Annotated in this window: 18 protein-coding genes; 11 read left to right on the forward strand and 7 right to left on the reverse strand. The window is 74.9% G+C overall.

Features of this window, described 5'->3' with window-relative positions; translation table 11 throughout:
* Positions 1-15: 15 nt before the first annotated feature.
* Positions 16-285 carry a DUF4242 domain-containing protein gene (locus ACI78V_RS19600; protein WP_456853793.1) on the forward strand — a complete coding sequence of 90 codons (270 nt, stop codon included), beginning with the start codon at positions 16-18 and terminating at the stop codon, positions 283-285.
* On the opposite strand, the gene ACI78V_RS19605 is transcribed toward ACI78V_RS19600, so the two are convergent.
* Positions 268-3,153 (reverse strand): helix-turn-helix transcriptional regulator, encoded by a 2,886-nt coding sequence (locus ACI78V_RS19605; protein WP_456853795.1) that lies wholly within the window; start codon positions 3,151-3,153, stop codon positions 268-270. The genes ACI78V_RS19600 and ACI78V_RS19605 overlap by 18 nt on opposite strands.
* A gap of 151 nt (positions 3,154-3,304) precedes the next feature.
* Between ACI78V_RS19605 and ACI78V_RS19610 the strand changes: the two genes are divergently transcribed.
* The 3 genes from ACI78V_RS19610 (at position 3,305) to ACI78V_RS19620 (ending at position 5,407) form a co-directional block, all read left to right on the forward strand.
* Positions 3,305-4,675: an FAD-binding oxidoreductase gene (locus tag ACI78V_RS19610; protein WP_456853797.1), complete on the forward strand. Its 1,371-nt coding sequence runs from the start codon at positions 3,305-3,307 to the stop codon at positions 4,673-4,675.
* A gap of 31 nt (positions 4,676-4,706) precedes the next feature.
* The gene (locus ACI78V_RS19615; protein ID WP_456853823.1) at positions 4,707-5,063 is read left to right on the forward strand and encodes a hypothetical protein; all 357 of its coding nucleotides are present in this window, start codon (positions 4,707-4,709) and stop codon (positions 5,061-5,063) included.
* Positions 5,064-5,125: 62 nt separating this feature from the next.
* Positions 5,126-5,407 (forward strand): DUF427 domain-containing protein, encoded by a 282-nt coding sequence (locus ACI78V_RS19620; protein ID WP_456853799.1) that lies wholly within the window; start codon positions 5,126-5,128, stop codon positions 5,405-5,407.
* Between the two features lie 28 nt (positions 5,408-5,435).
* Here the strand turns inward: ACI78V_RS19620 and ACI78V_RS19625 are convergent, their stop codons facing one another.
* The 4 genes from ACI78V_RS19625 to ACI78V_RS19640 all read right to left on the reverse strand — a co-directional run bounded on the left by ACI78V_RS19625 (position 5,436) and on the right by ACI78V_RS19640 (position 9,133).
* Positions 5,436-5,861: a hypothetical protein gene (locus ACI78V_RS19625; protein WP_456853801.1), complete on the reverse strand. Its 426-nt coding sequence runs from the start codon at positions 5,859-5,861 to the stop codon at positions 5,436-5,438.
* Positions 5,862-6,127: 266 nt separating this feature from the next.
* A complete protein-coding gene (locus ACI78V_RS19630) occupies positions 6,128-7,117 on the reverse strand; it encodes a ferritin-like domain-containing protein (protein ID WP_456853802.1) in 990 nt (329 codons plus the stop codon).
* A gap of 156 nt (positions 7,118-7,273) precedes the next feature.
* Positions 7,274-7,453 carry a hypothetical protein gene (locus ACI78V_RS19635; RefSeq protein WP_456853804.1) on the reverse strand — a complete coding sequence of 60 codons (180 nt, stop codon included), beginning with the start codon at positions 7,451-7,453 and terminating at the stop codon, positions 7,274-7,276.
* Between the two features lie 168 nt (positions 7,454-7,621).
* Positions 7,622-9,133: a PucR family transcriptional regulator gene (locus tag ACI78V_RS19640; protein WP_456853806.1), complete on the reverse strand. Its 1,512-nt coding sequence runs from the start codon at positions 9,131-9,133 to the stop codon at positions 7,622-7,624.
* 152 nt (positions 9,134-9,285) lie between these two features.
* Here ACI78V_RS19640 and ACI78V_RS19645 point away from each other — a divergent pair, with 152 nt between their 5' ends.
* The 5 genes from ACI78V_RS19645 to ACI78V_RS19665 all read left to right on the forward strand — a co-directional run bounded on the left by ACI78V_RS19645 (position 9,286) and on the right by ACI78V_RS19665 (position 14,801).
* The gene (locus tag ACI78V_RS19645; protein ID WP_456853807.1) at positions 9,286-10,173 is read left to right on the forward strand and encodes an FAD binding domain-containing protein; all 888 of its coding nucleotides are present in this window, start codon (positions 9,286-9,288) and stop codon (positions 10,171-10,173) included.
* Positions 10,174-10,247: 74 nt separating this feature from the next.
* Positions 10,248-10,763 (forward strand): (2Fe-2S)-binding protein, encoded by a 516-nt coding sequence (locus tag ACI78V_RS19650; protein ID WP_456853809.1) that lies wholly within the window; start codon positions 10,248-10,250, stop codon positions 10,761-10,763.
* A 1-nt stretch (position 10,764) separates the two neighbouring features.
* Positions 10,765-13,086, forward strand: a complete 2,322-nt coding sequence (locus tag ACI78V_RS19655; RefSeq protein ID WP_456853811.1) for a xanthine dehydrogenase family protein molybdopterin-binding subunit — start codon at positions 10,765-10,767, stop codon at positions 13,084-13,086.
* Complete coding sequence (locus tag ACI78V_RS19660) at positions 13,083-14,489, forward strand: amidohydrolase family protein (RefSeq protein ID WP_456853813.1); 1,407 nt, start codon at positions 13,083-13,085, stop codon at positions 14,487-14,489. The genes ACI78V_RS19655 and ACI78V_RS19660 overlap by 4 nt, the downstream gene beginning before the upstream one ends.
* 135 nt (positions 14,490-14,624) lie before the next feature.
* Positions 14,625-14,801 carry a hypothetical protein gene (locus ACI78V_RS19665; RefSeq protein WP_456853815.1) on the forward strand — a complete coding sequence of 59 codons (177 nt, stop codon included), beginning with the start codon at positions 14,625-14,627 and terminating at the stop codon, positions 14,799-14,801.
* Here the strand turns inward: ACI78V_RS19665 and ACI78V_RS19670 are convergent.
* Positions 14,798-15,262 (reverse strand): NUDIX domain-containing protein, encoded by a 465-nt coding sequence (locus ACI78V_RS19670; protein ID WP_456853817.1) that lies wholly within the window; start codon positions 15,260-15,262, stop codon positions 14,798-14,800. The genes ACI78V_RS19665 and ACI78V_RS19670 overlap by 4 nt on opposite strands.
* A 206-nt stretch (positions 15,263-15,468) precedes the next feature.
* On the opposite strand from ACI78V_RS19670, the gene ACI78V_RS19675 reads away from it, so the two are divergent.
* Positions 15,469-16,362, forward strand: a complete 894-nt coding sequence (locus ACI78V_RS19675) for an isocitrate lyase/PEP mutase family protein (protein WP_456853818.1) — start codon at positions 15,469-15,471, stop codon at positions 16,360-16,362.
* A gap of 45 nt (positions 16,363-16,407) precedes the next feature.
* Here the strand turns inward: ACI78V_RS19675 and ACI78V_RS19680 are convergent, their stop codons facing one another.
* Positions 16,408-17,202, reverse strand: a complete 795-nt coding sequence (locus ACI78V_RS19680) for an enoyl-CoA hydratase/isomerase family protein (RefSeq protein ID WP_456853820.1) — start codon at positions 17,200-17,202, stop codon at positions 16,408-16,410.
* Between the two features lie 164 nt (positions 17,203-17,366).
* Between ACI78V_RS19680 and ACI78V_RS19685 the strand changes: the two genes are divergently transcribed.
* Positions 17,367-18,578: FAD-dependent monooxygenase (locus ACI78V_RS19685; RefSeq protein WP_456853822.1), on the forward strand; the 1,212-nt coding region annotated here is incomplete at its 3' end.

Below are 18,578 nucleotides of genomic sequence, written 5' to 3' on the forward strand. Positions count from 1 at the left end.
CGGGGAGGACCCGCGATGCCCGTGTTCATGATCGAGCGCCGGTACGCCGACGTCCTCGAGCTCACCGCCGACATGGCCGCAGGGGTCAACCGCATCAACGCCGACGAGGGCGTGCGCTGGCTGTACTCCTTCCTGTCGGTGGACAAGCGCAAGACCTACTGCCTGTACGAGGCGCCGTCGGCCGACGCGATCCGCCGGGCCGCCGAGCGCGCCGGGCTGCCCGCCGACGTGGTCGTCGAGGTCTCGGCGACCGTGCAGCCGGACGGGTCACTCGCGCCGGTCTGAGCCGTCCAGCAGGCCGTGCGCGGCGGCGTACATCGCCGCCTGGGTGCGGTTACCGGCGCCGGTCTTGGCCAGGATGCTCCGGACGTGGTTGGCGACGGTGTTCTCGCTGATCACCAGCCGCGCGGAGATCTCCCGGTTGAGCAGCCCCTCCCCGAGCAGCCTGAGCACCTCGGCCTCCCGCGAGGTCAGCCCGGCGGGCCGGGCGGGGCGGGCCGGGCGGGACGCCGCGGCCGGCGGGAGGCCCCGCAGCAGCCGGCCCAGGCGGAGGTCGGTGGCCAGCCGGCGGGCCTCGCCGAGCAACTCGTCGGCCCGCCGCCCCGGGTGCCCGGACCGCCGCAGGTGGGTGGCCAGCGCGACGAGGCTCTGCGCCCGGTGCACCGTCGCGCCCGTGCGGGTGTCCATCTCCAGGGCCGACTCCAGCAGCGACCCCGCCGAGGCCGCACCCAGGGCCGAGTCCACCGCCCCGAGGTAGCGGTCGGCGCTGCCGAAGACGGCGACGAACTGGCCGGCCACCAGGTTGGTGCCGGAGTACTCGGCCACCCGCGGCCGCAGCGCGCGCAGCGCCTCGGTGTCGTCCAGCTGCAGCGCCGCCTCCACCATGAAGGCGAGGACGCACGGGCCCTGCGCGGAGTCCTCGTAGCGCTCCAGCCGCCCGTCGAGCAGCCAGCGCACCAGCCGCTGCGCCGCCCCGTCCAGGCGGAGCTCGGTGTAGAGGGCGAGCAGGCCCGGCGCCCAGTGGTCCTCCGGCGGCTCGTCGCCGGTGATGAGCGGGCGCACCTGCTCCAGGGCGCCGGTCTCCCGCCGCAGCATGAACGTCTGCACCGCCGAGGAGCCCTCGGTGTCGTCGGTGCCGAAGGACTCCCCGAGCTCCAGCAGCCGCGCGCAGGTCCGCTCGGCGCCGGTGAAGTCGCCGGCGATGAACTGCCGCGCGTAGCCGATGCACCCGGCCACGTACTCGAAGTACGGCTCGCCGGTCGCCCGCACCATGCGCAGGACGTCCCAGTACGCCTCCGCCATGCCCTGCGGGTCCCCCTGCTGGTAGCTGATGGCCGCGCGCCAGAACCCCGCCGGGCCGAGGGAGCTGAGGTCCCCGATGCGCTGGGCCAGCCGGGAGAGCTCGGTGGCCCGGGCCAGCTTGTCCGGGGCGTCGGCCGGCCGCAGCCCGTTCCACAGGCTCGCCTCCAGCACGGCCGCGAGCAGCGCGTCGTCCCCCAGCGTGCGGGCCAGCGCCACCGACCGGCGGCCGAGCTCGCCGGACTGCCCGGCCGCCCCGGTGAACGCCAGTGCCCGGCCCAGCCCGGCCAGCCCCCGGACGTAGAGCGGGTCGGCGGGGTCGTGCGGCACCCCGCGCAGCGCCTCGGTGAGCAACTCCACCGCCCGCTGGCCGGGCAGCCCCGGCCGCCAGGACGCCGCCTCGAACCCGATGGCCGCCTCCAGCCGGTCGCGCGGCCCCGCCGTCCCGGCCACCTCCTCGCACCGGGCGCGGGCCCGGGCGAAGTCCCCGCCGAGCAGGTGGCCGCGCGCGGCCGCCAGCAGCAGCCGGTGGCGGTGCGCCGGCTCCGGCGACAGCGCCGCCGCCTGCTCGAACCACCGCGCGGCGTCCTCGTGCGCCAGGCTCCGCGAGGCCGCCTCCGCCGCCTCGGTCAGGTAGCGGACGGCGCGGTCGGCGGCGCCGAGGGCCGCGCCCTGGGCGTAGTGGTGGGCCAGCCGCTGGGTGCGGCGGTCCGACGGCGTCCCGGAGGCCTCCAGGACGGCGGCGACCCGCAGGTGCTCGCGGGCCCGGCGGGTGGCCGGCATGAGGTCGAGCACCGCCTGCCGGGCGAGGCTGTGCGGGAACCGGAAGGCCGGGCCGGCCGGCTCCAGGAGGCCGAAGGCGACCGCGGTGTCCAGTGCCGCGAGCGTGCTCTCCGCGCTCCACGCGGCGACGGCGAGCAGCGTGGCGAGATCCGGCTCCTCCCCCACGACGGCGGCCAGCTCGAGGGTCTGCCGCTCCGGCACGGTGAGCCGCTCCAGCCGCGCGGCCAGCATGTCGCGGACCGACAGCGGCGCGGACGCGGCGGGGTCGGGCAGCGCACCGGGTGCGGCCGCGTCGCGCAGCAGCTCGCGGAGCAGGAAGGGGTTGCCCCCGGTGCGGTCGCGCAGCAGGGCCGCGGCGACCCGGGCGCGGTGCACCGGCATCCGCGCCTCGTGCGCCAGGTACTCGGCGACCTCCTCGGTGTCCAGGCCGGCGAGGTCCAGCCGCCGGACGCCGTCCAGCCGGTACAGCTGGGCGATGGTGCCGGTCAGCGCCGCGGTGCGCTCCGGCGCCGTCGTCCGGTGCGTGGCCAGCACCAGCAGCGGCAGCTCCGCCGTCCGCTCCACGAGGTGGCCGAGCAGCTGCAACCCGGCGCGGCCGGACCAGTGCACGTCCTCCAGGGCCAGGACCACCGGGCCGTTGCGGGTCAGCCCGCGGACGGCGTCGACGGCGGCGTCGTAGAGCTCCCGGCGGGTGTCCGGTTCGGGGCTGTCGTCGACCGCGGCCCGCCCCACGAGCCGGGCCAGCGCCTCGCGCGCGGGGCCGGGGCCGGCCGCGGGCAGCAACGCCTCCAGCGGCTCGACGAACGGCTGGTACGGCGGTCCGAGCTCCGCGGCGCACGTGCCCAGCAGCACCGTGGCACCGCGCTCGTGCAGGACGGCGCAGAACTCGGCGAGCAACCGCGACTTGCCAGCGCCCGGCTCACCGCCGAGGAAGGCCACCTGGCGGGCACCGCCGCGGACCGCCGCCCACAGGCCCTCGAGGCAGTCGAGCTCCCTCCGGCGGCCGACGAACCGCGGGGCGGCGGCCCGCGTCCAGCGCGTCGGGAGGGGTGGCGGCGTCCAGCCGGACACCCTCCCGGACGCTAGCCCTCCCGCTCCGGGCTGTCGATGGCCAGAACTGACCACGCGGACCACCTCGGCGATTCCCGCACATCTGGTCATGTGCGCACCCACCGGTCTCCCTAGCGTCGCGCCCATCCAGAACCGGCACCGAGGAGTGGTCATGACGACACAGCTGCCCGGGACGCTCGCCGACCGCGTACGGGGCCAGGTGATCCGTCCGGGGGACGACGACTACGAGCAGGCCCGCAGGGTCTACAACGGCATGATCGACGCCCACCCCGACCTGGTCGTGCGCTGCGCCGGCGCCGACGACGTGGCCGCGGTGGTGCGGTACGCGGCGGAGAACGGCCGCGACCTCGCCGTCCGGGGCGGCGGGCACAGCGTGCCCGGCTTCGGCACGGGGGACGGCGCCGTCGTCGCCGACCTGTCGATGATGCAGGCGGTGGACGTCGACCCCGAGCTGCGGACGGCGTCGGCCGGCGGCGGCACCACGTGGGGCCGGTTCAACGACGCGACGGCGGCCTCGGGGCTGGCCACCACCGGGGGCATCGTCTCGACGACCGGGATCGGAGGCCTGACCCTCGGCGGCGGGATCGGCTACCTGTGCCGGGGCTACGGGCTGTCCTGCGACAACCTCCTGGCGGCCGAGGTCGTGCTGGCCGACGGCACGGTGGTCACCGCGGACGAGAACGAGAACGCCGACCTGTTCTGGGCGCTGCGCGGCGGGGGCGGCAACTTCGGCGTCGTCACCCGGTTCACCTACCGCGTCCACCCCGTGGGGACCATCCTCGGCGGCCCGATGTTCTTCGAGCTCTCCGACGCGGCGGCGGTCCTCGCGTTCTTCCGCGACTTCATCCGCGACGCGCCGCGCGAGTACGGCGGCTACCCCGGGTTCCACCAGGCCCCGCCGCTGCCGTTCATCCCCGAGGACCGGGTCGGCGAGTCGTTCGCCGCCGTCGTCTCCTGCTGGACGGGGTCACCGGCCGAGGGGGAACGGGTGCTCGACCGGTTCCGGCAGGTGGCCCGGCCGATGGCCGAGCACGTCGGCCCGATGCCGTACCCCGCGCTCAACTCGCTGTTCGACCCGCTGCTCCCGCCGGGGCTGCAGAACTACTGGAAGGCCGTGTTCGTCACCGACCTCACCGACGAGGCGATCGCCGCCCACGTCGAGCACGGCTCACGGGTGCCCTCGGCCAGCTCGGGCATGCACCTGTACCCGATCAACGGTGCCGTGCACGACGTCGCGCCGGACGCGACCGCCTTCGGCCACCGGGAGGCCACCTTCGCGGCCAACATCGCGGGGTTCTGGCCCGACCCGGCCGACAGCGAGGCGGGCATCCGGTGGGTGCGCGACTACCACGCCGCGGTCGCCCCGCACTCCGACACCGGTGGCTACGTCAACTTCGCCTCGGGCGACGACCACCACAAGGCGCCGGAGAACTACGGCGCCAACTACGAGCGGCTGCGGGCGGTCAAGCGCACCTACGACCCCGGCAACCTGTTCCACCTCAACCAGAACATCCGGCCGTGAGCCGGGCCCGGCCCGGAGAGGGGTGAGCACCATGCAGGCGATCGACCGGACCGCACTGCCCGTGGCGATCGAGGGCAACGGCGTGGACTTCCGCACGACCCGGGTCGGGGACATGAGCATCGCCTGGGTCCGCCTGCCCGCCGGGACCGACCTGCGCCCCGCGCTGGCCGGTCTCCCCGGGGACGCGTGCCCCTGCCCGCACTGGGGCTACATGATCCGCGGCAGCCTCGCGATGCACGCCGACGGCGGCGTCACGAAGTACGGAGCCGGGCAGGCGTTCTACTGGGCCGCGGGCCACGCCCCGGTGGCGCTCGAGGACTGCGAGTACGTGGACTTCTCGCCGTCGGAGGAGCTCGAGGCGGTGGTCCGGCACATCCAGGGCGGCTGACCGGCCGACCGTGGACACCCCGGCCCCGGAATGCGCTCCGGGGCCGGGGTGTTGCCGGTCACATGGCCACCGCGAGCTGGAACGGGACCGTCATCGCCGAGTCCGACGACATCGTCGTCGTCGAGGGCAACACGTACTTCCCCCGGGAGGCGGTGCGCGACGACGTCCTGCGTCCGTCGGAGACGACCACCTCCTGCCCGTGGAAGGGAACGGCGTCGTACTACTCGCTGGAGGTCGACGGGCGGACCAACCGCGACGCGGTGTGGTTCTACGCGGAGCCGGAGGACGCCGCCCGCGAGATCACCGGCCGGGTCGCGTTCTGGCGCGGCGTCGAGGTCGGCTGACCGGTCCCCGACCGGGGCGGTGCCCCCGTCAGCGCCCGGGGCGCGCGCCGGCGAGCTCGCGGGCGGCGGCCGCGGCGTCGGGGTCGAGTACCCGCGCGCGCTCCTGGCGCTCGATCAACCGGTGGTAGGCGGTCCACGCCTCCTCCGGCGTGCAGTCGACGGCGGCCGCGATCTGGGCCCAGCTGGCCCCGCCGCGCAGCGCCGCGCGGAAGCCCACCAGCTGGCTGTCCCGGGCCTTGCGGGCCACGACCTCCCCGAGCGCGAGCAGCTCCAGGGACTCCGGCACGTCCAGCGACGTGGCCGCCTCCTTGAAGGAGCTCCAGTCGTCCTCGTCGACCTCGGCGACGGAGTCGGAGGTGGTCGCCCCGCTGTCCCGCCGGCTCAGGAAGTCCAGGCGGGTGACGGCCGTCGTCAGGGAGAACTCCTGCTCCAGGGCGTCCGGTGTGATGCTCATGGGGCATCCCATCCCCGGGTGCGTCGGCGGGTCAAACCCGCTGCGATCCTCGTCACCCGGACGTGACCGGGCGCCTCCACGTCGTCGTCCACGTCGCCGGCTCCCGGCACCGGTACGGCGCCGGACGGCCGCCCGGCGGGCCGGTGCTCGGGCAGGGTCGGCGACTCGACGGCGGCCGGGTCCGGCTGCACCACCGCCTCGGCACCGGGACGCGGGAGGGCCCGCACCCGGTGTCCGGGTGCGGGCCCTCCTGGTGCCGGGACGCGTCAGCTGTCGACGCCCACGGCCTCCTTGGCCAGGTCGGCCAGGCGGGTCTGGGTCGCGCTGACCACGCTGGACCGGTTCTTGTGGGTCTCCTCGTAGCGGATGACCACGTTGACGTCGTGCGCGGTGCGCAGCTGCTTGACCGCCTTGATCGCGTCCTGCGTGGACAGCGAGTCGTAGCCCTTGATGGGCAGCTCGTCGGCGGTGACGTCGCCGAGCTCCTCGCGGGCGGCCTTGGCGGCCTCGGCGGTCTCGCGGTCACCCTCGCGGCGGGCGATCCGCTCGGCGCGGCGCAGGGCGGCGCTGCGGCCCACGGTGAGCGTCTCGCGCACCGCGTCGGTGAACGAGCCGGCCTTGCCGGCGACCTGGCCGAGCTTCTCGCCGGCCTGCTCCCGGCGCTGCTGCGCGGTGTCGACGGCGTCGTTGACGACGTTGGCCACCAGGCGCACCGGGGCGTTGGCCGCACGGACGGCGGTGCCGGCGACCCGCTGGAACGGCGTCGGGCGCAGCGCGGCGGGGCCGCCGAGGGCCTCCTCGGCCAGCACGACGGTCAGCCACTCGAGGGTGGCCGAGTGGGCGGTCACCAGGCGCTCGGCGAGCGCCTTGACCTGGGGCAGCTCGGCCTTCTCGGCGAGCACCTTGAGGTGGGTGGCGCGGTCGAGCAGCTGGTGCTCGAGCTGGAGGTCCTGCAGCAGGGCCTCCTCGATCGGCTCGGCCTGCTCGAAGGTGGCCTTGAGGACGGCGGCCAGCCGGCCGACGGCCGGGGTCACCACGTCGGGCACGCCACCGAGCGCGCGCAGCTGCTCGGTGATCGCCTTGGTGCGGTCGGCGGCGTTGTCGGCGTTCTGGGTCAGCTCGCGGCGGACCGCGTCGGTACGCGCCTGGGTCACGCGGGTGCGCGCGACCTGCTCCTCGGTCTGCGTGAGCAGGAGGAGGGCGCGGAGCTGGTTGACGATCTTGGCCGTGTCGGCCGTGCGGACGGTGTCGGTCACAGGAGGACTCCTGACATCGGGGATGACCTGACGTCTCGGGAGTGCCCCGGTCGGGCGGAACGCTAACTCCTGCAAGCGGATTGCTAGCAGTGAACCACGTCACGCTTGCCGCCGCGCAGGGCCGGACGCCGTCGTCCACCCCTGCGCGGAGCGTCGTCAGCGGGCGGGGACGGCGGGCCTCGAGGGACGCTCGAGCCGCAGCACGGGCTGGGTCAGCTCGTCGGCCAGCGGGGACCGCGGACGGGGAGCCGGACGGGTGGACGGCGGAACGGCCCTGCCGCAGCCGACGCAGAACCGGCCGTGCTGCTCGGCCGCCCCGCACTGTGCGCACGCCATGGGGTGCCTCCTCGGTGTCGGAAGTCCGGTCGACTTCGCTCGACTGCGCACCCTGCCAGGGACGACGGCCCGCCCAGCCGGTCGCGGGATGGGTGGGACGACACGTCAACGGACCGTTATGAAACCGACGCGGCGTTCACGGCCGGGCGGCAGCGCCCTGCCGGGTCGTCAGTCCCGCCCGCGGCGTGCGATCGGCTCCGGGAGGTCCGCCAGGGCCAGGGCCAGCACCAGCGCCGCGTGCCGCTGCGGGGCGTGCACGTCCCCGATGAGCTCCTCGATCCGCTGCAACCGCAGGTACAGCGTCTGCCGTCGCAGCCGCAGCGCCTCCGCCGTCCGTACCTTCGACGACGAGTGCGCCAGGTAGGTGCGCAGTGTGTGCACCAGCTCGCTCCCGGAGGCGGCGTCGTGGGCGACGAGCCGGCCGATCTCCTCGCCGACGAGCTGCTCGGCCAGCGGGTCCTGGCGGACGCCGTCCAGCAGCAGCCGGGCCGTCATCGCGCCGGCCGCGACGACACGCTGGCCGGGGTCGGCGAGGTGCAGGGCGCTGCGTGCCCGTCCGATGGAGCGGTCGACGTCCTCCAACGCGGCGACCACGGTGCCGGCCACCACCCGGGCGCCGGTCACCCCGAGGGCGTCGACCGCGGACAGCACGGCCCGCGCGGCGGCCAGCACCGCCGACGTGCGGACGACGGCGACGACGTCGGTGCCCACGTCGGCCACGAGGGCGGTGCCCGCGGCCAGCGCCGAACCCACCGCGCGGACGACGGCGTCGAGGTCTGCGCGGCCCAGATCGGTCACGACCAGCGCCGCGTACCGGCCCTCCGGAGGGAACGGCAGGCCGAGCACGCGCGCCCGGGTGACCAGCTCGCCCGGCGTCCGCCAGCGCCGCTCGATGAGGTCGGTGAGCAGCTGGCGGCGGCGGTCGTCGAGGTCACCGCCGACGGCCGAGCGCAGCAGGGACAGCCCGAGCGCCTCCGCGCCGTACGACACCACGACGGGGAGCGCCGGGTCCTCGGGACGGCCGGGCGGCAGGACCGCCACCTGCCCCCAGTGCCGTTCCAGCAGGACGACGTCGCGGCGGACCACCGGCCGGCCGCGACGTCGGGTGGCGCCGGGGGTCTGCCCGGCGGCGGCCACGAGAGCGCCGTCGGCCGTGGTGACGACGACCGGGGCCCCGGCGAGCTCGGACATGACCGTCGCGAGTTCCTGGGGGCCGGCCCCGTCGAGGAGCGCGTCGGTCAGCACCTGGCGCACGTCGCGCTCGCGGCGTGCGCCGGCCGCGGCGCGCTCCAGGAGCACCGTCTGGATCTGCTCGGTCATCTCGACGAAGGGCACCACCTCCCGGAGCACCACCAACGGCAGCGCGTGCTCCCTGCACGCGGCGACCAGCGCGGCCGGTGCCTCGGGGAACGTCCACCCCAACTCCAGGGCCAGCGCCGCGGCGCCGCGCTCGGCGAGCGCGGCGACGTAGGCGGCCTCCCCCACCGCGCCGCGGCCGCCGATGCCCAGCCCGGTGGTCAGCAACAGCTCCCCGCCCTTGAGCAGGTAGGCCGCCTCGGCCAGCTCGCTGGTGTGCACCCAGCGCACCGGCCGGTCGAGGAGGTCCGCCCCGACGACGACCTCGGGCGCGGCGCGCCGGAGCGCGTCGAGCCGCAGGACCTCGCCGAGCGTGGTGACCATGCGCGGAGTCCATCAACGGCCGGACAGAACGTCCAGTCCCACCGGCACAAGTCGCACCAGGATGTCCATGGAGCAGCGGGGTCCCTCCCGCCACGATGGTCCCGGACCGCGGGGAGCCGACCGCCCCCGTGGCCGGAGGGAGAGAGAGTTCCGTGAAGCCTGCTCCGTTCGACTACCTCGCGCCCACCACGATCGAGGAGACCCTCGACGTGCTGCGCGAGCACGGCGACGAGGCCAAGATCCTGGCCGGTGGCCAGAGCCTGGTGCCGATGCTCAACTTCCGGCTCGCCCGGCCGGCGGTCCTCGTCGACGTCAACCACGTCGCCGGGCTCGACGACGTCACGGCGACCGACGACTCGCTCACCCTCGGGGCCACCGTCCGCCAGCGGGCTCTGGAGACCCGGCTCCCCGGCCTGCTGCCGCCGCGGTCGGCGTGGTCGCTGCTGTCCGGGGCCGCGGCGCACGTCGGGCACAAGCAGATCCGTACCCGCGGCACGCTCGGCGGCAGCCTCGCGCACGCCGACCCCGCGGCGGAGCTGCCCGCCGCCGTCACGGCCCTCGGCGCCACCCTGTCCCTGCGCAGCGCCGCAGGCCGGCGTGAGGTCGGGCCGGACGAGTTCTTCGAGGGCTTCTTCACGACCTGCCTGGCGCCGGAGGAGCTCCTCGTCGCCATCCGACTGCCCGCCTGGCCGGTCGGCACGGGCACCTCCTTCCTGGAGGTGAGCCGTCGCCGGGGCGACTTCGCCCAGGTGGCGGTCGCTGCCGTGGTCACCGTGGAGGACGGCCGGGTCAGCCGGGCCGGGGTCGCCCTGGCAGGTGTGTCCGGGGGGACGGTGAAGGCCCACGAGCTCGTCGACCGGCTGGTCGGCCAGGCACCGGCGCCGGCCACCTTCGCGAGGCTGGCCGCCGACTACGCGGCCACCCTGGATCCGCCGCCGGACGTGCACGGCCCCGCCGAGTACCGGCGCGCACTGGCGGCCCACCTGCTGGAGCGCGCTCTCACCGAGGCGACCGGCCTCCCCTCCGCCGCGGCGGCGTGACCGTGCCGCTGCGCCCTGCCACCACCGAACCGACCAGCACGCCGGCCCAGACCGGCCGAGGAGGAGAGCATCCGATGCACGTCGAGGACCGCCCCGCGGCGGCAACCGGAACGCCGGTCGCGGAGACGTCGATCCGCGTGACGGTGAACGGCACCGTCCACGAGCGGAACGTGCCGGTGCGGCGCTCGCTGGCCGACTTCCTGCGCGAGGACCTGGGTCTGACCGGCACCCACGTGGGGTGTGAGCACGGGGTGTGCGGCGCGTGCACGGTGCTGATGGACGGCGAGCCGATCCGCGCCTGCCTGATGTTCGCCGTCCAGGCCGACGGTGCGGAGTTCACCACCGTGGAGGGCCTGGCCGACGGCGAGGAACTGCACCCGATCCAGCAGGCGTTCTGGGACCACCACGGCCTGCAGTGCGGCTTCTGCACCCCCGGCATCCTGCTGACCACCCACGACTTCCTCCGGGAGCACCGCGGGGCCGACGAGGCCGAGATCCGCGAGGCGCTGTCGGGCAACCTCTGCCGGTGCACCGGCTACCAGGGCATCGTCCGCTCGGTCCAGGCCGCCGACCGGACCTGGGAGCGCTGACATGGGCGTGCAGACGATCGGCGCGAACGTCAAGCGCCTGGAGGACCCCCGGCTGCTGCGCGGCGAGGCGGCCTACGTCGACGACATCAGCCTGCCCGGCCTGCAGCACATGGCGATCCTGCGCAGCCCGCACGCGCACGCGAGGCTGCTGTCGGTCGACGTGCGCGCCGCCCGCGGCCTCCCCGGTGTCGTGGACGCCTTCTCCGCCGCCGACCTGGGTGCCGAGCCGCCGGCGATCCCCGCCCTCTTCGCGCTGGAGACCTTCCACCCCGCGCCGCAGTACCCGCTGGCCACCGACACCGTCCGGTTCGTCGGGGAGCCGGTCGCCGTCGTGGTCGCCGAGAGCCGGCACGTCGCCGAGGACGCCCTCGAGCTGATCGAGGTCGAGTACGAGCCGCTCGACGCGGTCGTCGACGCGGTCGAGGCCGTCTCGCCCGGCGCGCCGGTGCTGCACGCCAACGCGCCGGACAACGTGGCCGCCCGCTCGGTCTACGAGTACGGCGACGTCGACGCCGCCTTCGCCGCCGCCGACCACGTGGTGCGTGAGCGACTCGACATGCAGCGGTACACGGGCATCCCGCTGGAGACCCGCGGCGTCGTCGCCTCGCGGGACGCCGTCAGCGGCGAGCTCACCGTCTGGGACTCCACCCAGTGGCCGCACACGGTGCGCACCATCCTCGCCGGGATGCTCGGTCTGCCGGTGCGCGCGATCCGGGTGCTCATCCCCGACATCGGCGGCGGGTTCGGCGTCAAGGCCGACTTCAACAGCGAGGACTTCCTCGTGCCCTTCGCCGCCGCCCGCACCGGCCGGCCGGTCAAGTGGATCGAGGACCGCAACGAGCACTTCCTGTCCATCGCCCACTCCCGCGAGCAGGTCCACGAGGTGGAGATCGCGCTGCGCGCCGACGGCACGATCCTCGGCCTGCGGGCCCGGCACGTCACCGACTGCGGGGCCTACCAGCGACCACTCGGCGTCATCAACGCCTCCCTCGCCGCGACCAGCCTGGGCGGGGTCTACCGGGTGCCCGCGTACCGGGTCGAGGCGGTGTGCGCCTCGACCAACAAGGCGCCGGCGTCCCCCTACCGCGGGGCCGGCGCGCCCGAGGCGACGTTCGCCCGGGAGCGGCTGCTGGACATCGTCGCCCGCGAGCTGGGCATCGACCGCGCCGAGCTGCGCCGGAAGAACCTGCTGACCCCCGAGGAGCTGCCCTTCGACACCGGGCTGGCCTCGCTGGAGGCGGCCGTGGTGCTCGACAGCGGCGACTTCCCGGCGGGGCTGGACCAGGCGCTGGAGATGATCGACTACGCCGGCTTCGCGGCCCGCCAGCAGGCGGCGCGCGAGGAGGGCCGGCTGATCGGCCTGGGCATCTGCGTCTACCACCAGATCACCGGCCCCGGCCCCTTCGAGGGCGGCAGTGTGCGGGTGGACCCCACCGGGGAGGTCACCATCGTCTCCGGCGCCGCCCCGATGGGACAGGGCACCGCGACCATGCTGTCCCAGATCGCCGCCGACGAGCTGCAGGTGCCGCACGACTCCATCAAGGTCGTGTTCGGCGACACCGGCCGGCTGCCGTTCGGCATGGGGACCTACGCCAGCCGCAACGCCGTCATGGCCGGCACGGCCGTGGTGATGGCCGCCCGGACGGTGCGGCAGAAGGCCGAGGAGCTGGCCGCGCACCTCCTGGAGGCCGACCCGGGCGACCTCGTCCTCGAGGACGGTGCCTTCGCGGTCAGGGGTGTGCCGGCCGCGTCGGTGACCTGGGCGCAGGTGGCGGCGGCCGCCAGCCCCGGGGGCAGCCGGCCGGTGGGCATGGCGCCGGACCTGGAGTCGGTGCAGTACTTCGAGAACCTCGCCGCCCCGTACTCCTACGGCATCCACATCGCCGAGGTGGAGGTCGACCCCGCCACCGGCTACACGACCGTCACCCGGTACGTGGTGGTCAACGACGCCGGCACGATCATCAACCCCCGCAACGCCGAGGGGCAGATCGTCGGCGGCGTGGCCCAGGGGCTGGGCGGGGCGCTGATGGAGGAACTGGTCTACGGTCCCGACGGCCAGCCGCAGTCGACGTCGTTCATGGACTACCTGCTCCCCGGGTCGCTGGACGTACCGGACGTCGAGATCGGTCACCTGGAGTCCAAGTCCCCGCTCAACCCGCTGGGCGTCAAGGGCATGGGCGAGGGCGGCGCCATCGGCGGCCACTCCGCCGTCGCCAACGCCGTGGCCGACGCCATCGAGCACCTCGGCGTGCGGGTCACCCGCACCCCACTCAAGCCGGCCGTCGTGTGGCAGCTGCTGCGGTCGGCGGAGGCACCGGCGTGACCCCGCCGACGTCGGTCACCGTCCTGTCCGGCGGGACCGTGGTGACCATGGACGGCGAGCGCCGCGTGCTGCACGACGGCGCCGTCGCCTTCTCCGACGAGCTGCTCGCGGTCGGCCCGGCCGCCGAGGTGCGCGCGGCCCACCCCGGGGCGGACGTGGTCGACTGTGCCGGCCGGCTGGTGCTCCCTGGCTTCGTCAACACCCACACCCACCTCTTCCAGACCCTGCTCAAGGGGCTCGGGGACGACCGGGTGCTGTCGGACTGGTTCCTGACGATGACCGGGCCGTCCGCGGTCGAGCTCACGCCGGAGGACTGCTACGCCGGCGCGCTGCACGGCTGCGCCGAGGCCCTGACCACCGGCACGACCACCCTGCTCGACTTCATGTACGTGCACCCGCGTCCCGGGCTCGGGGACGCGGTGGCGTCGGCGATGGACGACATCGGCATCCGAGGCGTGATGGCCCGGGGGTACATGACCGCCGGGACCGACGTGGGGGCCCCGGAGCCGCTGGTGCAACCGCTGGACGTCGCGCTGTCCGACGCCGAGCGGTTGATCGGCGCACGCAACCGGCCCGGGTCGCGGGTGACCGTCGGGCTGGCCCCGTGCATGAGCTGGACGGTGGACGAGCCGACGCTCCGGGAGACGCGGGCCCTGGCCGACGCCACCGGGGCGCTGGTCACCATGCACCTGGCCGAGTCGCCGTTCGACGTCGAGGAGTCCGTCCGCCGGTACGGGATGCGGGATGTGCCGTTCGCCGCGCACACCGGGCTCCTGGGTCCCGATCTCCTGGCGGCGCACTGCGTCCAGGTGGACGCGCACGACCTGGACCTCCTCCAGGAGACCGGCACCACGGTGTCGCACAACCCGTGCTCCAACCTCTACCTCGGCTCCGGCTTCGCCCCCGTCCCGGCGATGCACCGGCGCGGCATCACCGTCGGCCTGGCGTCGGACGGCCCGGCCTCGTCGTCGAACCACTCGATGCTGCAGGCGATGAAGTTCGCCGCGCTCCTGCACAAGGGGGTGCACCGGAACCCGGAGGTCATGACCGCCGAGAAGGCCCTGGAGATGGCCACCGTCGACGGCGCCCGCGCACTCGGGATGGCCGACGCGATCGGCTCCCTGGAGGTCGGCAAGCGGGCCGACGTCGTGGTCCTGGACCTCACCAACCTCTGCGCGTCGCCGGTGCACGCGGCGGTCTCGTCACTGGTCTACAGCCAGCGGGGCGACGAGGTCGACCGGGTCTACGTCGACGGCCGGCTGGTGGTGTCCGGTGGTGCACTGACGACCGCGGACGAAGCGGATGTCCGGGCCCGGTCGGCGGCCGCGGCCACGGCACTGACCGCCCGCGCCGGCACCGACCGGTTCGCCGTCCGGGAGTGGCGCTCGCTGGTCGGCTCCTGAGGACGTGCCGCGGCCGTCCCGCGTTCCCCGGGCGGCGACCGGCGCGGCGGCACTCCCCGGGAACCCGCAGTCGGCTCGCAGGCGACGCACGGTCCCGCGGCGCACGCTCCTCCCCGACGACGGAGGAGGACGACCGTGCGCATGTCCCTGTTCAGCCTCGTGTACCTCGCGATCGGGGTGGTCGTGGCCCTGACCCACGGCTACAACAGCGTCGCCGGCCTCTCGGAGGTGCTGTCGCTGGTCGTGGCGGTCGTCCTGTGGCCGCTCGTGCTGTTCGGCGTCGACCTGCACCTGCCGCCGGTCGCCACCTAGCCCGGCAGGACCTCGAGCAGCCGGTCGAGGAACGCGACCTGGCCCTGGACGAGCTTGGCGCGCGCCTCGTCGACCGGCAGCCAGGCCGCCCGGTCGATCTCGGGGAACTCCTGGATGCGCCCGGACCGCGGAGGCCACTCCAGCTCGAAGGTGTTGCTGTGACAGGTGGCCGCGTCCAGGTCGCCCTCGGCCGCCCACACCGTCAGCCGCTTGCCGCCGGACTGGCGCACCTCCCCGAGCGGCACGAGCTCGGCGGTCGGGACCGGCGAACCCAGCTCCTCCTCGAACTCCCGCCGGGCGACGGCGAGCGGCTCCTCGCCGTCGCCGTACTCGCCCTTGGGGATCGACCAGGCGCCGTCGTCCTTCCGGACCCAGAACGGCCCACCCATGTGCCCGACCAGCACCTCGACGCCACCGGGACGCACCCGGTAGAGGAGCACGCCCGCGCTGGTCCTCGGCACGCGCCCACTCTCGCAGAGGGGCGCTCGGCCGGATCGGACCCCTCACCCGACCAGACACCGAGCCAGAGGGCGAGCGTCCGCCCCGCGGGCGTGGGCGGGAGCCCTGCGACGAGGGTGTCGACACCCGGACCGGCGAGGATGGCACGGGCGTGGTGCCCGGCGAACGCCGAGGACCGCTGGTGACCGCATCCGAGGAGAGGGCCGTCATGGGAGACCTGCTGGGAAGTCGCCGTCCGTCGCCGCGGGCCCGGCTGCGCGAGCTGCTGGCCGCCCCGGAGCCGCTCATGGCACCGGGCGCCTACGACGCGTTGTCGGCCCGGCTGGTCGAACAGGCCGGCTTCGACGTCGTCTACATGACCGGGTTCGGCACGACCGCCTCGCTCATCGGCCGCCCCGACGTCGGCCTGCTGACCGGCGCGGAGATGGTCGACAACGCCCGCCGGATCGCCGCCGCCGTCGACGTCCCGGTGATCGCCGACGCCGACACCGGCTACGGCAACGCCATCAACGTCGTCCGCACGGTGCAGCTCTACGAGCAGGCCGGGGTCGCCGGCATCCAGCTCGAGGACCAGGTGATGCCCAAGAAGTGCGGGCACATGAGCGGCAAGGCGCTGATCGGCGCAGACGAGATGGTGGGCAAGCTGCGCGCCGCGGTCGCGGCCCGCCGCGACCCGGACCTCGTGCTCATCGCCCGCACCGACGCAGTGGCCACCCACGGCCTCGACGAGGCGATCACCCGCGCCCACGCCTTCGCCGAGGCCGGCGCCGACGTGCTGTTCGTCGAGGCGCCCACGTCGGAGACCGACATCGAACGCGTGGCCACCGAGCTCCAGGGCGTGGCACCGCTGGTGTTCAACTGGGCCGAGGGCGGCCGCACACCCCCGCTGTCCCTGGAGCGGATGACCGAGCTCGGCTTCTCGCTGGTCATCTACCCGATCGGCACGCTGCTGGCCGCGACCGCGGGCATCCGGTCGCTGCTCGCCTCCCTCCGGGCCGACGGCGTCCCGCCGTTGACGGGGCTGCCGACGTTCGGCGAGTTCACCGACCTCATCGGCCTGCCCGAGGTCCAGCACCTGGAGCAGCGGTTCTCCGGGAGCTGACGACCACCCCCCGGACGCCGCCGGTGCGGGGACGTCCCGGGCGGGTCAGCGGCCGGTCCACCGCGGCGGGCGCTTCTCCAGGTGGGCGGCGATGCCCTCCCGGCGGTCCTCGCTGAGGTAGGGGTTGGGGCCGACGTCGAGCCGCAGCGCCTGCCACAGCGGCAGCTCCAGCGACTTCACCGCCGTCTCCTTCATCCGCCGGACGGAGATCGGGGCGTTGGCGGCGATCGCCTCGGCCAGCCGCAGCGCGGTCGGCAGGACGTCGTCGGCCGGGACGAGGCGGTTGACCAGACCCCACCGCTCGGCGACCTCGCTGGTCACGTACTCGCCGGTGTAGAGCAGCTCCAGCGCGATGCCCATGGGGATGCGCCGGGGCAGGACGACGGAGCCGAAGTTGGCGCCCATGCCGATCTTCGCCTCGGGCAGCCCCATCGGGACCCCGGGTGCGGCCACCCGGAGGTCACAGGCGAGCGCCAGCTCGAACCCACCGGCGACCGCGGCGCCGTTGATGGCCGCGATGACGGGGATCGGCGTCTCGGTGACCACCTCGAACAGCGACCGCGTGGGCCGGTTCATCGGCGGGCGGAACCGCTCGCCGCGGCGGTCGCCCTCGCGGATCTCCTTGAGGTCGAACCCGGCGCAGAACGCCGGACCGTTGCCGGTGAGCACGACGGCGCGGACGTCTCCGTCCTCCGCGCAGCGCAGGAACTCCTCGACCAGGTCGGCCTGGATCGCCGAGGAGAGCGCGTTGCGGCGCTCGGGCCGGTCGAGGGTGAGGACGCGGACGTGCCCGCGATCGGCCACGAGGAGCCCGGATTCCCGGCGCTGTGGATCTGCCATGGGAGCAACCTGCCCGTGCGGCGGCCGCGGCCGCAAACCGGTGCCGACACCGTCCCGCGACGGCCTACCCGGGAGCGCCCGGGGCGGACCCCGCCGCGGCGTTGCACTCCGTAGCGCGACAGAACTCCTCGTCAGGGGGCGTCCGGCACCCCAGAATCGCCGCCATGCGCATCGCGTGCGTCGGCGGCGGACCGGCCGGCCTCTACTTCGGGATCCTGGCCCGCCTGCTCGACGCCGGGCACGAGGTGACGGTCTACGAGCGCTTCCCCGAGGGCGTCACGTACGGCTGGGGCGTCGTGTTCCCGGACGACCTGCTCACCCAGCTCGACGCCCGGGACGTGCCCACGGCGCAGCAGGTCCGCAAGCACGCCCACCGATGGGTCGACACGCTCGTCGACGTCCAGGGCCGCGAGCCGGTCCGCATCTCCGGGCACGGCTACGCGATGGGGCGCCAGACCCTGCTCGGGCTCCTGGCCGACCGCGCGCGTGAGCTGGGCGTGGTCGTCCGCTACGACCACCCGGTACGCGCCGGGACCGATCTCGCGGACGCGGACCTCGTGATCGCCGCCGACGGGGTGAACAGCCGGCTGCGCGACCGCGCCCCGGAGGCGTTCGGCACGTCGGTCGCGCAGCGGCGGAACAAGTACATCTGGCTGGGGACCAGCCGGGTCTTCGGCTCCTTCACCTTCCCCTTCGTCGAGACCGGGGCCGGCTGGGTGTGGGCCCATGCCTACGCGTTCGACGACGAGACCAGCACCTTCGTCGTGGAGACGACACCGGAGACCTGGCGCGGGCTCGGCTTCGACCGGCTCGACGTCGACGCCACCATGCGCCGGCTGGAGGACGTCTTCGCCGGGGTGCTGGACGGGCACGCGTTGCGACCGCAGCCCGGCGGGCACCGCACCGCGCCCTGGCTGGAGTTCCAGGCCGTCACGAACGCACGCTGGCACGACGGCCGGGTCGCCCTGGTGGGGGACGCGGCGCACACCACGCACTTCACCATCGGCTCGGGGACGCGGCTGGCGCTGGAGGACGCGATGGGGCTCGCCGACGCGCTCACCGAGCACGACGCGCTCGAGCCGGCGCTCGAGGCCTACGGCCGCCGCCGGTCGGCCCAGCTGCGGATGACCCAGCGCAAGGCGGCCAACAGTGCGCGCTGGTTCGAGCACCTGCCCCGCTTCATCGAGCAGGACCGGTTCCCCGACCTGCTCCTACGGCGCCGGTCGGCCCTCCAGTTCCACCTGCCGCCCGGCGTCTTCCTGCGCCTGTCGGACGCCGCCCTGAGCGTGGGGGGCCCCCCCCCCGGCGGCCCGGGGGGCGGGGGGCGGGCGGGGGGCCGGGGGCGGGGTCCCCCGGCGCCCCCAACGCCACCGCGA

The sequence above is a fragment of the Geodermatophilus sp. SYSU D00742 genome, from assembly GCF_054049935.1.